The following is a 15489-nucleotide window of genomic DNA, read 5'->3' on the forward strand; positions in this document are numbered from 1 at the left end:
CCCTCCCCGTCCCGGAGGAGCTGCGCGAACCCGCGCCGGCCCCGAAGACGCCCGAGCCCAAGCCGAAGAAGGAGAAGCGCCGCCGCACGGGGTGAGTCCCGCGGCATCCCGTTTCCGGGAAAGACCCGGTAGGCTGAGGGCGCCATGCAGGCGTGCCCCTTCTGCCAGACGACGATGCGCAACACCTACGCCCGGGGGCTGGTGCGCGACGAGTGCGGAGCCTGCGGGGCCGCCTGGTTCGAGGAGGAGATGCTGGCGCGCGTCGTCGGCGCGCCCACGCTGACGGCCGTCTTCGAACAGGCGAAGGGCAAACCCGGGCGCTGCAAGGGCTGTGAGGCCTCGCTCCAGTACGTCCCGGGCTGTCCGTCCTGCGGGCGTCAGGCGCCCACCTGCCCCACGTGCGGCAGCGCGCCACTGTCCATGGTGGAGCTGCGGGACGTGGCGGTGGACGTCTGCACGAAGTGCCGGGGTGTGGCCCTGGACGCGGAGGAGCTGGCCCGGCTCCAGAAGACCGCGGAGCCGGAAGCCCGCCATGAGCCACAGCCCATCGCCGCTGACTTCGAGCACGAGTACGACCCCAAGCGAAGCCTGAGCCTGTTGCCCAAGGTGCGCGTGGGTGACGAGCCGGCCTGCGTGACGTGTGGCCGGCGGATGGACGTGCGCTACGGGTTCGTCTGGGAGGAGCGGCTGTACTGTGGAAGCTGCGCGCCGGATGGCTCCGCGCCGTACACGGACGAGCTGACCAAGGCCCAGCCCAGCGAAACCTACGGCCGCCGGGCCCGGCACCTGAACAACAGCGCCGCCGAATCCGCCGTCGTGTGGCTCCTGTCGAAGATCTTCAAATAGCCGCTGTAGCAATTCAGGTTACAAATCCGCGTCTCGCACGACGCATTTGTCACGTTGAAAATTTCACCCAGAATATTGCACCCTGTCTGGATGAAATTGATCTGTCTCATCGTGGCCGCGCTCGCTTCAATCCCATTACACGCAAGCGCCGGGGAGGCCATCGACATCAAGCTCACGTCCAAGGTGGCGAAGTTTCCGGCGGACGCGCCCGTGGACCTCGCGGTCACGTTCACGAACGTATCGAAGGAGCCGGTGCGGATCCTCGGCTACCAGACGCCTGTCGGGGATGGCATCCAGGCGGACATCCTCACCGTCTCCCTGGAGCGCAAGCCGGTGGACTACATCGGCCGGCTCTACAGGCGCGACGCGCCCGCGGACAGCGACTACCTCACGCTGAAGCCGGGAGAGAGCATCTCGGGCATCGCCTCGCTCTGGGACAACTACGACCTCTCCGTCTCGGGCACCTACGCGGTCCAGTTCAAGACCGAACTCCTGGACGGACGAATGCGCCAGGGGACGGCGGTCTCCAACGTCGTCTTCCTCGACATCGAGGGTCGCGAGCCGCCCCTGGATCCGGACGACCTGGACGACGAGCCGCAGACCAAGATCGTCAATGGCAGCAACGAGAAGTGGAAGCAGTGCAACAGCTCGCAGAAGAACGCGCTGATCGACGCCCGGCAGCACGCCCTCAACTACGCGAACGACTCCTATGACTACCTGGTGGCGGGGAACCCGGTGACTCGCTACACCCAATGGTTCGGCGCCTACGACAGCTCTCGTTACAGCACCGTCCGTGAGAACTTCCGGAAGATTCGGAACGCCGTGGACAACGAGACGTTCAAGTTCTACTGCGATTGCAACCAAAGCAACGCCTACGCCTACGTCAAGCCCCGGAAGGAATACAAGATCCACCTGTGCTCCGGATTCTGGCCCGCGCCGATGACGGGTGCGGGCTCCAAGGCAGACACCCTGATTCATGAAGTCAGCCATTTCCGGGTCGTGGCGAAGACGGATGACGTCCAGTACGGCTACTCCGCCAACCTGGCGCTCGCGAGCAGCGATCCCAGCAGCGCCATCCGCAACGCGGACTCGTACGCGTTCTTCTCAGCAGCCACGCCCTACAACCCCTACAACCCCTGCGCGCCGAAGGTCACGTCGCACACGGGCGCGCCCCTCACCGCGAGCTGGGACGGGGCGAACTGCCTCGTGATGAACGTGCCCTCCGGGCTGACGGCGTTCGTCCACAACAACGCCTACTACGTCAACGCGCTGCCCGGCACCTACTGCCCGGCGCCCTCCGGCTGGGACACGGCGAACTGCTACATCCTCCCCTACCCGTCCTGGAGCACCAGCTACTTCGTCTGGTCCGGGAACCTCTACCTGACGCCCGGCCCCGGCAACGCGTGCCCCGCGCCGTCGACGTTCGACGGTGCCAACTGCTTCGTCATGCCGCTGCCCTGGGGTTCGACGCCGTTCAAGTGGGCGAACAACCTCTACATCACGCCGACTCCCCACTGCGTCATCGGCGGTTATGACGGCGCGCACTGCCTGGTGGGCACGGCTCCCGCCAGCCGGACCGCCTACCTCTGGGGCTCGTCCTTCTATTACGGCCACTGAGGGCGAACGGACACCGTGTCATGACGGATTGTCATTGCTGGCACCGCGATTCCTGACACGAGGTCCCTGACCGGGCGTCAGCGCCCCCCGCGCTCCCTCTGGGGAGCCGCTGGCCCCTGACTTGCTCAAGGCCTCCCTGTTCCAAACAGGGAGGCCTTCGTCATGAATGGTGAAATGCAGCGGCCCACTCAGGGCCTGTTCGTCCTGCTTGTCTTTTCGTGTGCCCTGACGGTCGCGCTGATCGCGAATCAGGTGACCAGCGCCTTCGTGCTGCCAGGCATCCGCGACACCTGGGCCGCGGCGCAGGTGCCATCCCATGAGCCTCCCGCGACGGCGCTGGATGAGACGCGCCTGGCGCAACTGACGGGGCTTTCATTCGTCACCGGCGTGGAGGTGGCTCCAGAGCGGCCGCCGGACCTCCACCGGAGCACGCTGGCCATCCGGCTGCTGGGCACCCTGGTGGCTCAGGATCCCCGGTGGTCCATGGCCTCCATCCATGAGCTGCCGGCCGGCAGCGCGCACAGCCTGATGGTCAGTGACATCATCCAGGGGGCGCGGGTCTTCGCCATCGAGCGGGAGCGCATCCTGCTGCTGGTGGACGGGCGGCTCGAATACGTCGACGGATTCGGGAGCGTGCCGCCCGTCGCGGTGAACGCCCATCCGGGGGCCGCGCAGCCCGGAGGTTCCGGCCTGGGCCGCGGCATCCGGGAGACGGGGCCAGACACCTACACCGTGCCCCGCGAGGACGTCACCGAAGCGCTCACGCACCTGCCCGAGCTGTCGATGCAGGCCCGGGTGGTGCCCGCCTTCAAGGACGGCCGCCCCGTGGGCTTCAAGCTGTTCTCCATCCGCGAGGAGTCGTTCTACTCACGGATGGGGCTGCGCAATGGAGACGTGCTCCAGCGCATCAACGGCCTGGACCTGGACAGCCCCGACAAGGCGCTGGAGGCCTTCACGAAGCTGCGGGACGCCCGGCGCATCGAGCTGCAAATCGAGCGCGGCGGCGCCCCGGTCCGGAAGACCTTCGACGTCCAGTAGGCCCCTTACGCCTGCGCCGCCGCCAGCTTCTCCTGCGCGGCCTCCCAGCGGGCATAGAGGTCCTCCAGCTCCTCCTTGCCCGTGCGGTGCGCGTCCATCAGCGGCTTCGCCCGGGCGAAGTCGTTGTAGAGGACCGGGTCCGCCAGCTGCCCCTCGCGCTCCTTCTGCTCGGCCTCCACCTTCGCGATGCGCTCTTCCAGCTTCGCGATCTCCTTCTTGATGGGGCCCTCCACCACGGAGCGCCGCTGACGGGCCTCCGCCTCCTGGCGCTTGCGGTCCTTCTCCGACACCGGGCCCGCACCCGCCGCCCCGCCCTTCCCGCTCGCCGCGCCCGTGTCCGCGCCCTCCGCCGTCAAGCGCAGCTGCTCCTGGTGGTAGAGGTACTCGTCCAGGTTGCCCGCGTGCGACGTGAGCTTGCCGTCCGCCACCTCCCAGACGTGCGTGCACAGGTTGTTGATGAAGCTGCGGTTGTGGCTCACGAACAGCAGCGTGCCGCCGTACAGCTTCAACGCCTCAATCAGCATCTCCGACGAGTCCAGGTCCAGGTGGTTCGTCGGCTCGTCCATCAGGAGGAAGTTGGACGGCACCAGCAGCAGCTTCGCCAGCGCCACGCGGGCCCGCTCGCCACCGCTCAGCACGCCAATGGGCTTGTCCACGTCGTCGCCGCTGAAGAGGAACGCGCCCAACACGCCGCGCACGTAGCTCTCCGGCTTGTCCTCGGCCAGGGGCCGCACCTCTTCGATGATGGTGTTGCGGCGGTCCAGCTTGTCCGCGTGGTGCTGCGCGTAATAGCCCACCACCACGTTGTGCCCCACCGTCACCTTGCCGCTGTCCGGCGCCAGCTCTCCCGCCACCATCTTGAGCAGCGTCGTCTTGCCCGCCCCGTTGGCGCCCACTACAGCGATGCGCTGGCCGCGCTCCAGCCGCGCGTTCAGCCCGTCATAGACGGTGAGCGGGCCGTAGCGCTTGGTGATGTCCTCCATCAACACCACGTCCCGGCCGCTGCGCTCCACTTCCGGGAAGCGGAACTTCATCGTCTGGCGCTCTTCCAGGACCTGGACCTTCTCCAGCTTGGCCAGCATCTTCGCGCGGCTCTGCGCCTGCTTCGCCTTGGTGGCCTTCGCGCCGAACCGGTCGATGAAGCCCTGCAGCTCCGAGCGGCGCTGCTCCACCTTCTCGGCCCGCGCCTGCAGGAGCACCATCTCCTCCGCGCGCTGGCGCTTGTAGTCCTCGTAGTTGCCGGAGTACTCGCGCACGCCCTCCATCTCCAGCGACACCACCCGGTTGATCTGCCGGTTGAGGAAGTCTCGGTCGTGGGAGATGAGCACCATCGCCTTGTTGGAGCGGCGCAGGAACCCGTCGAACCACGCGAGCGTGGGCACGTCCAGGTGGTTCGTGGGCTCGTCCAACAGCAGCAGGTCCGGGTCCTGGAGGAGCAGTCCCGCCAGCGCCGCGCGCATGCGCCAGCCGCCGGACAGCGCCTGGGTGGGCTTGGACAGGTCCGCGTCCTTGAAGCCCAGGCCCTTGAGGATTCGCTCGGCGTGGTGCCGGCCGTAGCGGTTCTCGAAGTCGTCCAGCTCCGCGTGGAGGTCCGCCAGCGTCTGGGCCAGCTCCAGCTGCTCCTCCTCGTCCGAGCTGCCGGCGAGCGCCGCCTCCGTGTCCTTCAGCCGGACCTCCAGCGAGTCCCGGCCGGGGACGGTGCTCATGACCGCCTCCACCACCGTGCCTTCTGGCAGGCCGGCGATTTCCTGGGGCAGGTAGCCCGCCCGGGCCCGGCGGCTGTACTGGACGGTACCCCCGTCCGGCAGGCTTGCCCCGGCGATGATCTTCATGAGGGACGACTTTCCCGTCCCGTTGGCCCCCACCAGGCCCACCCGGTCCCTGGGACCGAGGGTGAAATTGTCCTCGTCGAAGAGGACCTTCTTTCCGTAGGCGAGGCTGATGTCCTGGGCGATGACGAGGCTCATGGCGGAGGGGGGAGATAACAGCCCGAAAGCCCTTCGGGAACGGTTCTGATGCCTGCTTGACTGCCCAGGGGGCACATCTCCCCGGTTGGGCGGAAGGCGGGGCTTGCCTATACTCCCGGCACCCATGGCCGCCCCCTGTCCCCACTGCGGTAGTACCGAAGGTCAAGATCACCTGTGCACGGCGCAGAGCCTCCAGCTCCTGGGCCAGGTGCTGGACGGCCGCTACAAGATTGAAAGCGTCCTGGGCCAGGGCGGCATGGGCATGGTGTTCCGGGCCACGCAGACGTCCGTCCAGCGCCCGGTGGCCGTGAAGACGCTCAACCCGTCGCTCGCCGCGGCGCCCCAGTTCTTCGAGCGCTTCCGCCGCGAGGCGGAGATCGCCAGCCGCCTGCGCCACCCGAACGTCATCACCATCTTCGACTTCGGCCGGGCCGCGGACGGCACCTGCTACTACGTGATGGAGCTCCTCAAGGGGGAGAGCCTCAAGGAGCTGGTGAAGCGCGAAGGGCCCATGACGCTGCGCCGCGCGGTGAACCTGCTGGAGCAGGCCACGCTGGGGCTGGCGCACGCGCACGACGAGGGTTGCGTCCACCGCGACCTGAAGCCGCACAACATCATGGTCCAGGCGCTCGACGGGAAGGACTTCGTCAAGGTGCTGGACTTCGGTCTGGTGAAGGCCCTGGAGCAGGACGAGGAGGAGCAGCTCACCTCCACCGGCCAGGTGCTGGGCACCCCGCAGTACATGCCGCCCGAGCAGGCCGGCGGCGAGTCCGTGGACCAGCGCTCCGACCTCTACTCGATGGCGGGCGTCCTCTACTTCTGCCTCACGGGCAGCTCGCCCTACGGCGCGAACACGGTGCGCAAGGCGCTGACGGCGTCGCTGACGCAGCCCGTGCCCCCGGTGAACAGCAAGCGCCAGGGCGCGCCGGTGCCGCCGGAGCTGGACGCCTTCTTCAGCAAGGCGCTCGCGCCGGAGAAGGAGGACCGGTACCAGAACGCGCAGGAGTTCATCGACTCACTGCTGGACGCGGTGGAGGGCCTGTCCCCCGAGGAGCTGGACGCGCACCCCACGGGCGGCACGCCCGGCGCCGAGCGAGGAACGGGCAGCCGCAGCCGCGCGGGTTCTGGCAGCCGCGCGGGTTCTGGCAGCCGGCTGGGTTCCGGCAGCCGCGCGGGCCGTGCTCCGGCCACGGGCAAGACGGGGTCGCGAGTGGGCATGGCTCCGCCTCGGGGCGGCACGTCGGAGGGAGCACAGGCAGCGGCTCCGCGGGCGACGTCCAACGGGAACAGCCCGGCACTGGCGTCCTCGAACAGGCCGCGTCCCCCTGCCCCCCGCCACGTGGAGCCGGAGCTTCCGCCGCCGCCCAAGGGCATGTCCGGGGGCGTGAAGGCGGCGCTCATTGGAGTGCCGCTGTTGCTGATTGGCGCGGGCGTGGCGGTGGTGATGGCTCGCGGGGGTGGTGAGACGGCGCAGGCCCCCGTGGTGATGACGCCTCCGAAGGCGCCGGTGGATACGCCGCCGTCCACGCGGGTGCAGGATCCGCCGACGACGCCTCCTCCGGCGGCCTTGCCGCAGGACGTGACAGTGGAGTTCACCTCCTCGCCGTCCGGCGCGGCCATCTTCGACGGGGATGCGCAGATCGGCACCACGCCCACCAGGCTGCTCATGCCGCGCTCCAAGGTCACCGAGCTGCGCTTCAAGCTCTCCGGACATCAGGACCAGGAGAAGACCCTGGACTACAGCCGGCTCGCGGACACGGCGGAGCAGCGCGTCAGCGTGCGGTTGGAGCCGGTGCGCGCCGCGCCGCCGCCCAGGCCCACGAAGCCCACGAAGCCCGGAGGCAGCGACCCGGGCATCGGCGTGTTCGAGTAGGCAGCGGGTTCAAGTCTCAGCGCATTATTTGTGTGGGTGGCGTCAGGTTCTGGCCCTGGCGCCACGCGCAATCCCTTTGAATCGTTTTCGCAAGGTTCATGAGAACCGTGCGTGGAAATGATTGGGATTGAGGAGTCGTCTCAAAGCAAAGTCTTACGTCATTGCCGCGCTGCGCCGGTTCGCGCGAGTGCGCATTGCGTCATTCTCGAATACTCGAATTCCGAGAAGTCCCCTTCCATAACATTCGCATCGAGAGGTAGCCTTCATTTCGCGCCGAGGGAACGACTCCCCTCGACGCAGACCGAAAGGGAGACACCATGAAGATCCTCAAGGCGTTGAGTGACCGCTTCCTGAAGTTGTTCCTGTCCGAGCTTCCCGCAGGTGCCTGTGTTCCGAACCACGGCGAGTGCTGTTCCGCCAAGCGGATGTCCCACAGCTGCACCGGGCCCTGTGTCAAGTCCACTGTCTGCTGATTCCTGATTCATGGCCGCGGCTGGACGTGAGCCATTCACGTCCAGCCGTGGTTTTCGCGAGGGCTTCCGTTGAACGCGGTCAATCTAGGCTGTCGACTGATGCTGGCCATGGTGTTCGCGCTCGCCGCGTTGGGAAAGGCGCGCGGACGCAAACCTTTTGAAGATTTCATCCAGACACTCAAGAGCTTTGGTCTTCCGCGCGCCCTGGCTGGGGCGCCGCTGGCGGCCACGTTGATCCTGGCGGAAGCCGCCTCCGCGCTGCTGCTCCTGGTGGGCATGGGGGCGGGGTATGTGCTGGCGCTGCTGCTCCTGGTGGGCTTCACGCTGGGGATCGCGTGGGTGATTCGCCAGGGAAAGAAGGTCGCGTGCCGGTGCTTCGGTGCCAGCAACGCTCCCGTCAGCGCGGCGCACCTGGTTCGCAATGGGCTGTTGCTGACCATCACGGTCGTCGGAGCGGTGAGCCACGAGGCCGCCTCGGGTGGGCTGGCGGTGGGAATGGGCGTCATCGCGGGGACGGTCGGAGCCCTGGCGGGGCTCTTCGTCACGCGCTGGGATGATCTGGTGTTCTTGTTCCGAGGACCGCAGTCGCTGGCTGCGTTGTCGCGAACCCGCCGAAACTGAGGCAGCCGATGGTCGAAACGCTTGTCGTGGGTGGTGTCGTCCTCGCCGTGCTGGTGGTGGCCAACCTTCTGCTGACCCTCGCGCTCGTCGGTCGGCTGCGCACGCTTCAGGAGATGGTGGCCAACCAGGTCGTCCTGCGCGACCCGGCGCTGCCGCTGAAGGGGGATGAGGTCGGCCGCTTCGAGGCCACCACCGTGGAGGGCGAGGCCTTCACGGATGCCGCCCTGCGGGAGGGAAGGACGCTGGTCGGCTTCTTCGCCACGGGCTGCCGCCCTTGCGCCTCGGTGCGCAAGCAGCTCCTCGAATCACCGCCCGGAATGCCGCTCATGGCGTTCATCGAAGGTGACCCTGGCGACCCGGACACGGTGGCACTGGGTGCGTCCTTGAAGCATGTGGCCCGGGTGGCGTTGCTGTCCGAGGGGGATTCCGTCACGCGGGCCATCAAACAGGCGGGCTATCCCACGCTCGTCCTCGTCGACAAGGGCGTGGTCGCGGCCTCGGGGCACTACCTGCACGAAGTCCTGACATGAGCGAACCGCGCAGGGGGCGGGGGATCCTGCGTGAGTTGTCGCGCACGGTGGGCGCGGCCGTGACACTCCAGTGGCGCGCGGCGCCGCTGGCGTCCGGGTTCGCCTTCCTCCTCACGCTGTGCACCGGCTCCGTGGCCGCAGTGGGCGGATGGCTCACCAAGGAGTTGCTGGATGAGCTGGGCCGCGGTGCCCTCGCCGACTCGCAGCGGGCGCTCACGCTGGCGGTGAGCGCCGCCGCGGTGGCCGGCGGCTCCATGGCCATCCTCAATGTCTCCGAGTACCTGTCCGGAGTGGTTCGCTGGGGCGTCACCCTGGAGGTCGAGCGCTCCCTCTTCGCGAAGGTGGCGGCACTGGAGGGCCTGCACCACTTCGAGGATCCCGCCTTCCACGGCCGCTTGCGGCTCGCGGAGGAGGCCGCCCGGGATGCGCCCCAGCAGCTCATCGAGTTCGTCCGGGCTCTCCTTCGCATGCTGGTCTCGGTGGGGACGCTGAGCGCCGTGGTCCTGATGGTGTCGCCACCCATGGCGCTGCTGCTGGTGCTGGCGGGGGGCGTGGCCCTGATGGCCCAGCTCGTGCGCAGCCGGTGGCTGGTGGAGCTGTCAGCGGCGCTGGTGCCGACGTATCGCTGGCGCGACTTCTACCATTCGCTGTTGGTGGACGTGCGGGCCGCCAAGGAGAGCCGGCTGTTCGGATTGGGAGAGCTGCTGCTGGAGCGGATGGTGGCATCGCTGCGCAAGGCGGCGGACCGCGAAATGGCCGTGACGCGCAAGGGGCTGGCCGTGCAGGCCTCGCTGTCCGTGCTCACGGCCGCGGTGGCGGCGGCCGGGGCCTTCATCGTCGCCAGGGGTGCGCTCCAGGGGCGGCTCCAGATTGGAGACGTCTCCCTCTTCCTCGCGGCCGTGGCGGGCATCCAGGGCGCCTTCAACGGGCTCCTCTCGCAGGTCGAGTTCGCGAGCCGCAGTGTCCAGACCTTCAAGAACTACCTCGACATCATCGACCTGCCGGTCCGCGCGCCAGAGGCCTCGCGTCCGGTGGCGCGGCTGCGGCACGGCGTGGAGCTGCGCGACGTCTGGTTCCGCTACGACGCCCGTGGGCCGTGGGTGCTGCAGGGGGTGAGCCTCTTCATTCCGGCGGGGGGCTCGGTAGGACTCGTTGGCGTCAACGGCGCCGGCAAGAGCACGCTGGTGAAGCTGCTGTGCCGCCTCTACGACGCGGAGCGCGGTCAGATTCTCTGGGACGGAGTGGACGTCCGCGAGCTGGATGCCCGAGCGCTGCGGCGGCGGATGACAGCGACCTTCCAGGACTTCATGACGTATGACTTCACCGCGGCGGAGAACATCGGCCTGGGGGACCTGGACCGGCTGAAGGACCCGGCGCGAATCCGCGATGTGGCGCGGCTGGCGGATATTGACGAAAAGCTCGCCTCGCTCCCCGCGGGTTACGACACGCTGCTGAGCCGCGTGCTCGAAGGGGAAGACGAGGACATGCCAGCGGGCGCCTCGCTTTCCGGAGGGCAGTGGCAGCGCCTGGCGCTGGCTCGGGCCCTGATGCGCGAGGACGTCGACCTGCTGGTGCTGGACGAGCCGAGCTCCGGCCTGGACGCCGCCGCCGAGTTCCACATCCACCGGACCCTTGCGCGACACGGCGCGGGGCGGGCGCGGCTGCTCATCTCCCACCGGATGAGCGCGCTGCGGAGCGCGGACACCCTCTTCGTCCTCTCCGAGGGCCAGATCATCGAGCAGGGCTCGCATGACACGTTGATGGCGGCGGGCGGCGAGTACGCGCGCCTCTTCACACTCCAGGCGAGCGGCTATCAGGACGAGCGCGTCGCATCACGGGCGGGCCCGAAGGAGGTCGCATGATGCTCATGGCGATGAGCCTGGGGGCCGCGCTTCTCGTGGCGGGGGCCGGGGTCGCGTCCTGGGCGCGACGCCGCTGGATTGTCGTCGCGGTGCAAGGCAACAGCATGTCGCCCACGCTGCATGACGGGCAGCGGCTCGTCGCAAGGCGGCTGGACCGTTCGAACGGCTATGCGCGTTCAGATGTCGTCGTCTTCCTGATGCCCGAGGCGCAGCGCGCCACGCTGGGCGACGAAGCGCTGCCCTATCTCGTCAAGCGGGTGGCCGCCGTGGCGGGAGACCCGGTGCCAGACTGGGCCCGAGCGGCCCTCGGTGCCGACGTCCAGACGCGCGTCCCGCCCGGCAAGGTGGTGGTGTCCGGAGACAACGCTGTGAGCCAGGACTCACGGCAGTTGGGCTACATCGACGCGGAGACCCTCATCGCCATCGTGCGGCCCTGAAAGAAGTATCGCACTGGCAAGAAGTCGCGCGCCGTCAGCTGATAGCGTTTGGGGCTCACTCGAAGCACCTCCAGGGGTTTCCCCATGAAGCGCTCCCTTGCAGCGATGATGACGTTGGTTGGCCTCTCCCTCCTTGGGTGCGGAGGCCCGGCCCTTGAAGACACGATGGCCCCCGAGGACGAAGCGCGGACGGTGTCTCAGCTCGCCACCTGTACGGCGACCTGCGCAGGGGGAACGTCGGTCTCCTGTACGGGGACGACCTGCACGTCGACGAACAACCAGGGCGTGACGTGCGACGGCGTGTCGACCGCGTGTCCGTCATCATGCAGCGGGCTGCCGTCATGCAGCCAGTACGTGAACCAGCGGTGCACGACTCCGAACGCCACGAAGGACTGCTGCAACGCCACGACCCAGAAACCGAACTCCCTGCTGTGCTCGGGCTCGGCGACCACGGGCTACCGCTGGCTCAATTACTAGCCGCGCCGCATCAGGCCGCGGGCTCCCACTCGGAGAGACAGGTGAAGTCTCTCCGAGTGGGATCACCGACAGCCACCGCTCCTCATGCTGAAGAGAGCGGACCTACAAACAATTGGTCGACGAGTAACAGCAGCCAATGGCGAAGCACCGCGGGCCAACGGCTTCTCTTCCGGCGCCCTGCTGCTACAACTCAAGGCAACACATACCAATCCCAACAGCAGAACCCTGCTGGCTCTCATTGCGTGCATGACATTTCCATTGAAGGGGGACTGTCTCCGCCCCCCATTGGCTTGTTTCAGTCAAACACAATGCCCCACCTTCCGCGAAACCAATAAAAGGAATGGGGCCCTGTTGAAGAAGCGGGAGGGTGCGGAAGGACCGAGGAGGGCCGCCCAAGCGATACTCCCGGCGGGTAGACAGGCCGCTTGAGCCCCTTGGGTACACGCCACCCCAGGCCGCGCTCTACGGTGGGGCCTTCACGGAGGTGAAGTAGCATGCCCCATCATGGAAATGCTCTTGATGGGTCTGATGCTGGCTGCGTCTCCCGTGGTTTCGAGCCCGATTCACTCCGGCGTGGTGGCCGCGAGTGGAGGGGTCGAGATCCGGTCGCTGATAGTGCTGGGCGCCGACGTGGATCGCGGCCTCGTGGGCCTCAAGGTCGTGACGACCGCGAAGGCATACGAACAGACTGACAATTCGACCGGCGCGTCCGAGCACGTCAAGCCCACGAATTGTCTCTACGCGGGCATGAACAAGACGCCGTTCGATGGTGTGATGCTCGCCTTGCTTCGCTCCGGAGCAAAAGACCCGGACGAGTGGGAGGTCTACGCGGCCGCGCTCGATGGTTCATACAATGGGGCACGGTGTACGCCGCCTGCTGTCTCCAAGGAGCGGCTCGCCCAGGCGAAGGCCGCGTTCGCCAAGGCGAGCCTCCCCATGAACAAGGAGGTCGCGGACATCCCGTGCTCCTTCCATCACATCTCGGGTGTCCACGGAACCGGGCCAGGCTCACCGCGGCCACGCAGACGCTCGAGTCGTCGGTGTAGAGGTCCGTCCCCCACACGGCGCCCGCGCCCACCGCGCCGCAGCCGCAGCGGATCTGCGTCCCGTTCTGCCCGCGATAGGAGAGGATGTTGTAGCTCGAGCAGCTCACGACCCCGCCGCCCGTGGAATAGAGGGCGGCCAGCGCGGTGATGTCCGAGCCGGTCCACTCGCTGGCTTGACCATTTGGTCACCACGCCTCTGGGCCTGTTACTGGTGTCCAAGCGCATGGTGCGCGTGCTCGAATCCGTGGGGCCCTTCCGCCACCGCGCCATTCCCACGGTCATCTACTCAAAGCGCATCAAGCACCTCGTGCGCGACCGCTTCACCCGCCAACGGACCTGGTACCCGGTAACGGACCCGACGATGAAGAACGAGGACTTCGTCATCCTCCAATTGCTGGAGGAGACCCCGTGTCTGGACCGCGAGCGCACCCTCGTGAAGGGGGTACCATTCCATCAATCCAGTGAATCCGTCCTGGGTCAGGACGAGGCCCTGCCCCTCGTGCTCCGCCCGCCGACGGGGGGCTTTCCTCCCGTCTTCTGTGTCCCGGAGCTGACCTCCTACTGCTTCACCGAGGAAGCCCGGCGGGCCTGCGAGGCTGCTGAACTGAAGGGCCTGTGGTGGCGCCCCCAACGCTGACCGCCGTGCCAATCGGGAAGGACGCGGGTGATGAGCTCCCGCATCATTTCTCCACTCGTCAGCTCATTCCCTACAAACCATGCCCATCCACCGCTCTCTCCCCACCCTCGCCGGATTGCTGCTGCTTGCCCTCATGGCCTGTAGCACCCTGCCCGCCGGCTCCGTTCAACTCGCCAGCTCCGTCCAGCAAGCCCTCTCCTCGAGTGATGTCACCCGCGTCAAGGTGACCGTCTCCTCCTCGGACATGTCTTCCCGCATCGTCGAACTGGTCAAGTCCAGTGGCTCCTGGGGTGGCCTCGTCGGCAACATCCCCGCCGGGCCCGACCGCTCCGTCCTCGCGGAGGCTTTTGACACCTCCGGCACCCTGCTCTTCCAAGGTCAGGCCTCCGGTGTCTCCATCACCGCCAACCAGACCACCGCCGTGTTCCTCAGCCTCCAGGAGGTTTCGGCCCCTGTTCCCTATGACAACGAAGCGCCTGTCATTGATTCACTGACCGCCTCCAGCAACGCGCTTCAGCCTGGCGCCTCCCTCTCCCTGTCCGCCACGGTCCATGATCCCAACCCCGGAGACACGCTCACCCTGACCTGGACGTCCTCCGGCGGCACCTTCTCCGCCCCCACCGCCACGACCTCTTCGTGGACGGCGCCTGCCTCCACTGGCGTGCAGACCCTCACCCTCACCGTGACGGACTCCCAAGGCTCCGCCGTCTCCGTCTCCCTCACCGTCAACGTCGTCCCAGACCTCGCCGCCGGCGACGCTGCCCTCGACATCTCCTTCAATCGCTGGCCTGTCGTCACCCAGGTCTCCGCGTCGCTCAACCGCCTCGACGCGGGACAGTCCACCGCCGTCTCCGCGCTTGCGTCCGACGCGGATGCGGATGCGCTGTCCTACCAGTGGACCTCCGCCTGCCCCGGCACCTGGATGAACGCGACGTCCAGCACCGCGTCTTTTATTCCCTCCTCCAGACCGGCCGGCTCATGCAACAACTGCCGTCTCACCGTCACGGTTCATGACGGCCGGGGTGGACAGACCACGGGCTCGCTCAACCTCTGTGTCACCGACACCGCCCCCGTACGCTTTGCTCCGGCTTTCACGAACTTCTACCAATCCGCCACCTCCACCTCACCAGAGCAGACGGTGGCTTTTGACGTCACCGCCCTGGACCCGCAGGCCAGCCCCCTGACCTTCGCCTGGACCGCCAACACCGGAGCACTGGCCACGGCGCAGAACACCGCCAATACCAGCCATGTCGTGTGGACGGCGCCTGCCGTCACGGCGCCGGGCGTCACCCCCACCGTCACCGTCGTCGTCACCAATGCCCACGGCCTCTCGGCCTCGAAGTCCTTCTCTGTCTCCGGGCTGCCGACGGCCGTCGACCCGACCGACACGCTCACGAGCGGCGGATTGACCTGGGTGAAGCCGGGGACAACCACCGTGACCTGGATGGACGGAAAGACGTCCTGCACGAACATGGTCATCGCGGGTCAGACCGGATGGCGCATGCCCACCGTGGAGGAGCTGACCGACTTGTGGCTCGACAAAGGGACGGGGCTTCTCGCGGCTGAAGGCTGGCCCCTCGACTGGATCTGGACGATGTCACCCTATTCCAGTGGCCATCAGGTGACTCGCATGGCGACCGGCGGCATCAGCTATTCCAATGACGCCGACAAGCAATTCCTGACGTGCGTTCGTGGGACGGGGGAATACCCCGCCACCGTCTCCCATGCAGGACTCACCTGGATGAGGCCGGACGCGACCCTGCGAACGTACGTGGACGCGGACGCGTATTGCTCCAGCAGGACGACTGCCGGCCACGCGGGGTGGCGGCTGCCGACTTCATCGGAACTGGAAGCCCTGCACCTCGCGAAAGGCGGTCGTTTCCTCGCGAACGCGGGATGGACGCTGGAGTGGCTCTGGACCTCGACCCCCTATCGCATCGGTCACGTCGTCCTGCGCGACGGCGCCTTCGCAAGCTGGGGCGACAGTAACGGCGCTTTTGATGTGACCTGCGTCTACCCATGACCCGTGCCTGACCCCGGCGCCGCATGGGAGTAGACTCACCGC

Annotated in this window: 13 protein-coding genes; 10 read left to right on the plus strand and 3 right to left on the minus strand. The window is 67.4% G+C overall.

Annotated elements, in window-relative coordinates; all coding sequences use genetic code 11:
- The first annotated feature begins 144 nt into the window (after positions 1 to 144).
- From D7X99_RS18850 to gspC, 3 genes are all read left to right on the plus strand, one after another.
- A complete protein-coding gene (locus D7X99_RS18850; RefSeq protein ID WP_120580343.1) occupies positions 145 to 846 on the plus strand; it encodes a zf-TFIIB domain-containing protein in 702 nt (233 codons plus the stop codon).
- Positions 847 to 936: 90 nt separating this feature from the next.
- Positions 937 to 2463, plus strand: a complete 1527-nt coding sequence (locus D7X99_RS18855) for a M35 family metallo-endopeptidase (RefSeq protein WP_121778984.1) — start codon at positions 937 to 939, stop codon at positions 2461 to 2463.
- A 162-nt stretch (positions 2464 to 2625) separates the two neighbouring features.
- A complete protein-coding gene (gspC, locus tag D7X99_RS18860) occupies positions 2626 to 3501 on the plus strand; it encodes a type II secretion system protein GspC (protein WP_147476180.1) in 876 nt (291 codons plus the stop codon).
- Positions 3502 to 3506: 5 nt separating this feature from the next.
- On the opposite strand, the gene D7X99_RS18865 is transcribed toward gspC, so the two are convergent.
- Entirely contained in the window at positions 3507 to 5468 is a 1962-nt protein-coding gene (locus D7X99_RS18865; RefSeq protein WP_121778986.1) for an ABC-F family ATP-binding cassette domain-containing protein, read from the minus strand.
- A gap of 124 nt (positions 5469 to 5592) precedes the next feature.
- Between D7X99_RS18865 and D7X99_RS18870 the strand changes: the two genes are divergently transcribed.
- The 5 genes from D7X99_RS18870 to D7X99_RS18890 all read left to right on the plus strand — a co-directional run bounded on the left by D7X99_RS18870 (position 5593) and on the right by D7X99_RS18890 (position 11264).
- Complete coding sequence (locus D7X99_RS18870) at positions 5593 to 7341, plus strand: serine/threonine-protein kinase (protein ID WP_121778987.1); 1749 nt, start codon at positions 5593 to 5595, stop codon at positions 7339 to 7341.
- 542 nt (positions 7342 to 7883) lie between these two features.
- Positions 7884 to 8435 carry a MauE/DoxX family redox-associated membrane protein gene (locus tag D7X99_RS18875; RefSeq protein ID WP_255429425.1) on the plus strand — a complete coding sequence of 184 codons (552 nt, stop codon included), beginning with the start codon at positions 7884 to 7886 and terminating at the stop codon, positions 8433 to 8435.
- A gap of 8 nt (positions 8436 to 8443) precedes the next feature.
- The gene (locus tag D7X99_RS18880) at positions 8444 to 8965 is read left to right on the plus strand and encodes a hypothetical protein (protein ID WP_121778989.1); all 522 of its coding nucleotides are present in this window, start codon (positions 8444 to 8446) and stop codon (positions 8963 to 8965) included.
- Complete coding sequence (locus D7X99_RS18885; protein ID WP_121778990.1) at positions 8962 to 10827, plus strand: ABC transporter ATP-binding protein; 1866 nt, start codon at positions 8962 to 8964, stop codon at positions 10825 to 10827. Before D7X99_RS18880 ends, D7X99_RS18885 begins: the two co-directional genes overlap by 4 nt.
- Positions 10824 to 11264, plus strand: coding sequence for a S26 family signal peptidase (locus D7X99_RS18890; protein ID WP_233613525.1), 441 nt, complete (start codon positions 10824 to 10826; stop codon positions 11262 to 11264). Before D7X99_RS18885 ends, D7X99_RS18890 begins: the two co-directional genes overlap by 4 nt.
- 197 nt (positions 11265 to 11461) lie before the next feature.
- Here D7X99_RS18890 and D7X99_RS42850 read toward each other — a convergent pair whose 3' ends face one another.
- Positions 11462 to 11671 carry a hypothetical protein gene (locus D7X99_RS42850; protein ID WP_158627030.1) on the minus strand — a complete coding sequence of 70 codons (210 nt, stop codon included), beginning with the start codon at positions 11669 to 11671 and terminating at the stop codon, positions 11462 to 11464.
- 788 nt (positions 11672 to 12459) lie between these two features.
- Positions 12460 to 12894: an LCCL domain-containing protein gene (locus tag D7X99_RS44665; RefSeq protein WP_368667771.1), complete on the minus strand. Its 435-nt coding sequence runs from the start codon at positions 12892 to 12894 to the stop codon at positions 12460 to 12462.
- Positions 12895 to 12968: 74 nt separating this feature from the next.
- On the opposite strand from D7X99_RS44665, the gene D7X99_RS43760 reads away from it, so the two are divergent.
- Both D7X99_RS43760 and D7X99_RS18910 read left to right on the plus strand, forming a co-directional pair.
- The gene (locus D7X99_RS43760; RefSeq protein ID WP_233613526.1) at positions 12969 to 13424 is read left to right on the plus strand and encodes a hypothetical protein; all 456 of its coding nucleotides are present in this window, start codon (positions 12969 to 12971) and stop codon (positions 13422 to 13424) included.
- A 79-nt stretch (positions 13425 to 13503) separates the two neighbouring features.
- On the plus strand, positions 13504 to 15447 hold the full coding sequence (locus tag D7X99_RS18910; RefSeq protein ID WP_121778993.1) for a DUF1566 domain-containing protein: 1944 nt from the start codon (positions 13504 to 13506) through the stop codon (positions 15445 to 15447).
- Positions 15448 to 15489: the final 42 nt, after the last annotated feature.

Origin of the sequence: Corallococcus sp. AB032C, from assembly GCF_003668935.1 — a bacterium.
Classification (GTDB): Bacteria; Myxococcota; Myxococcia; order Myxococcales; family Myxococcaceae; genus Corallococcus; species Corallococcus exiguus.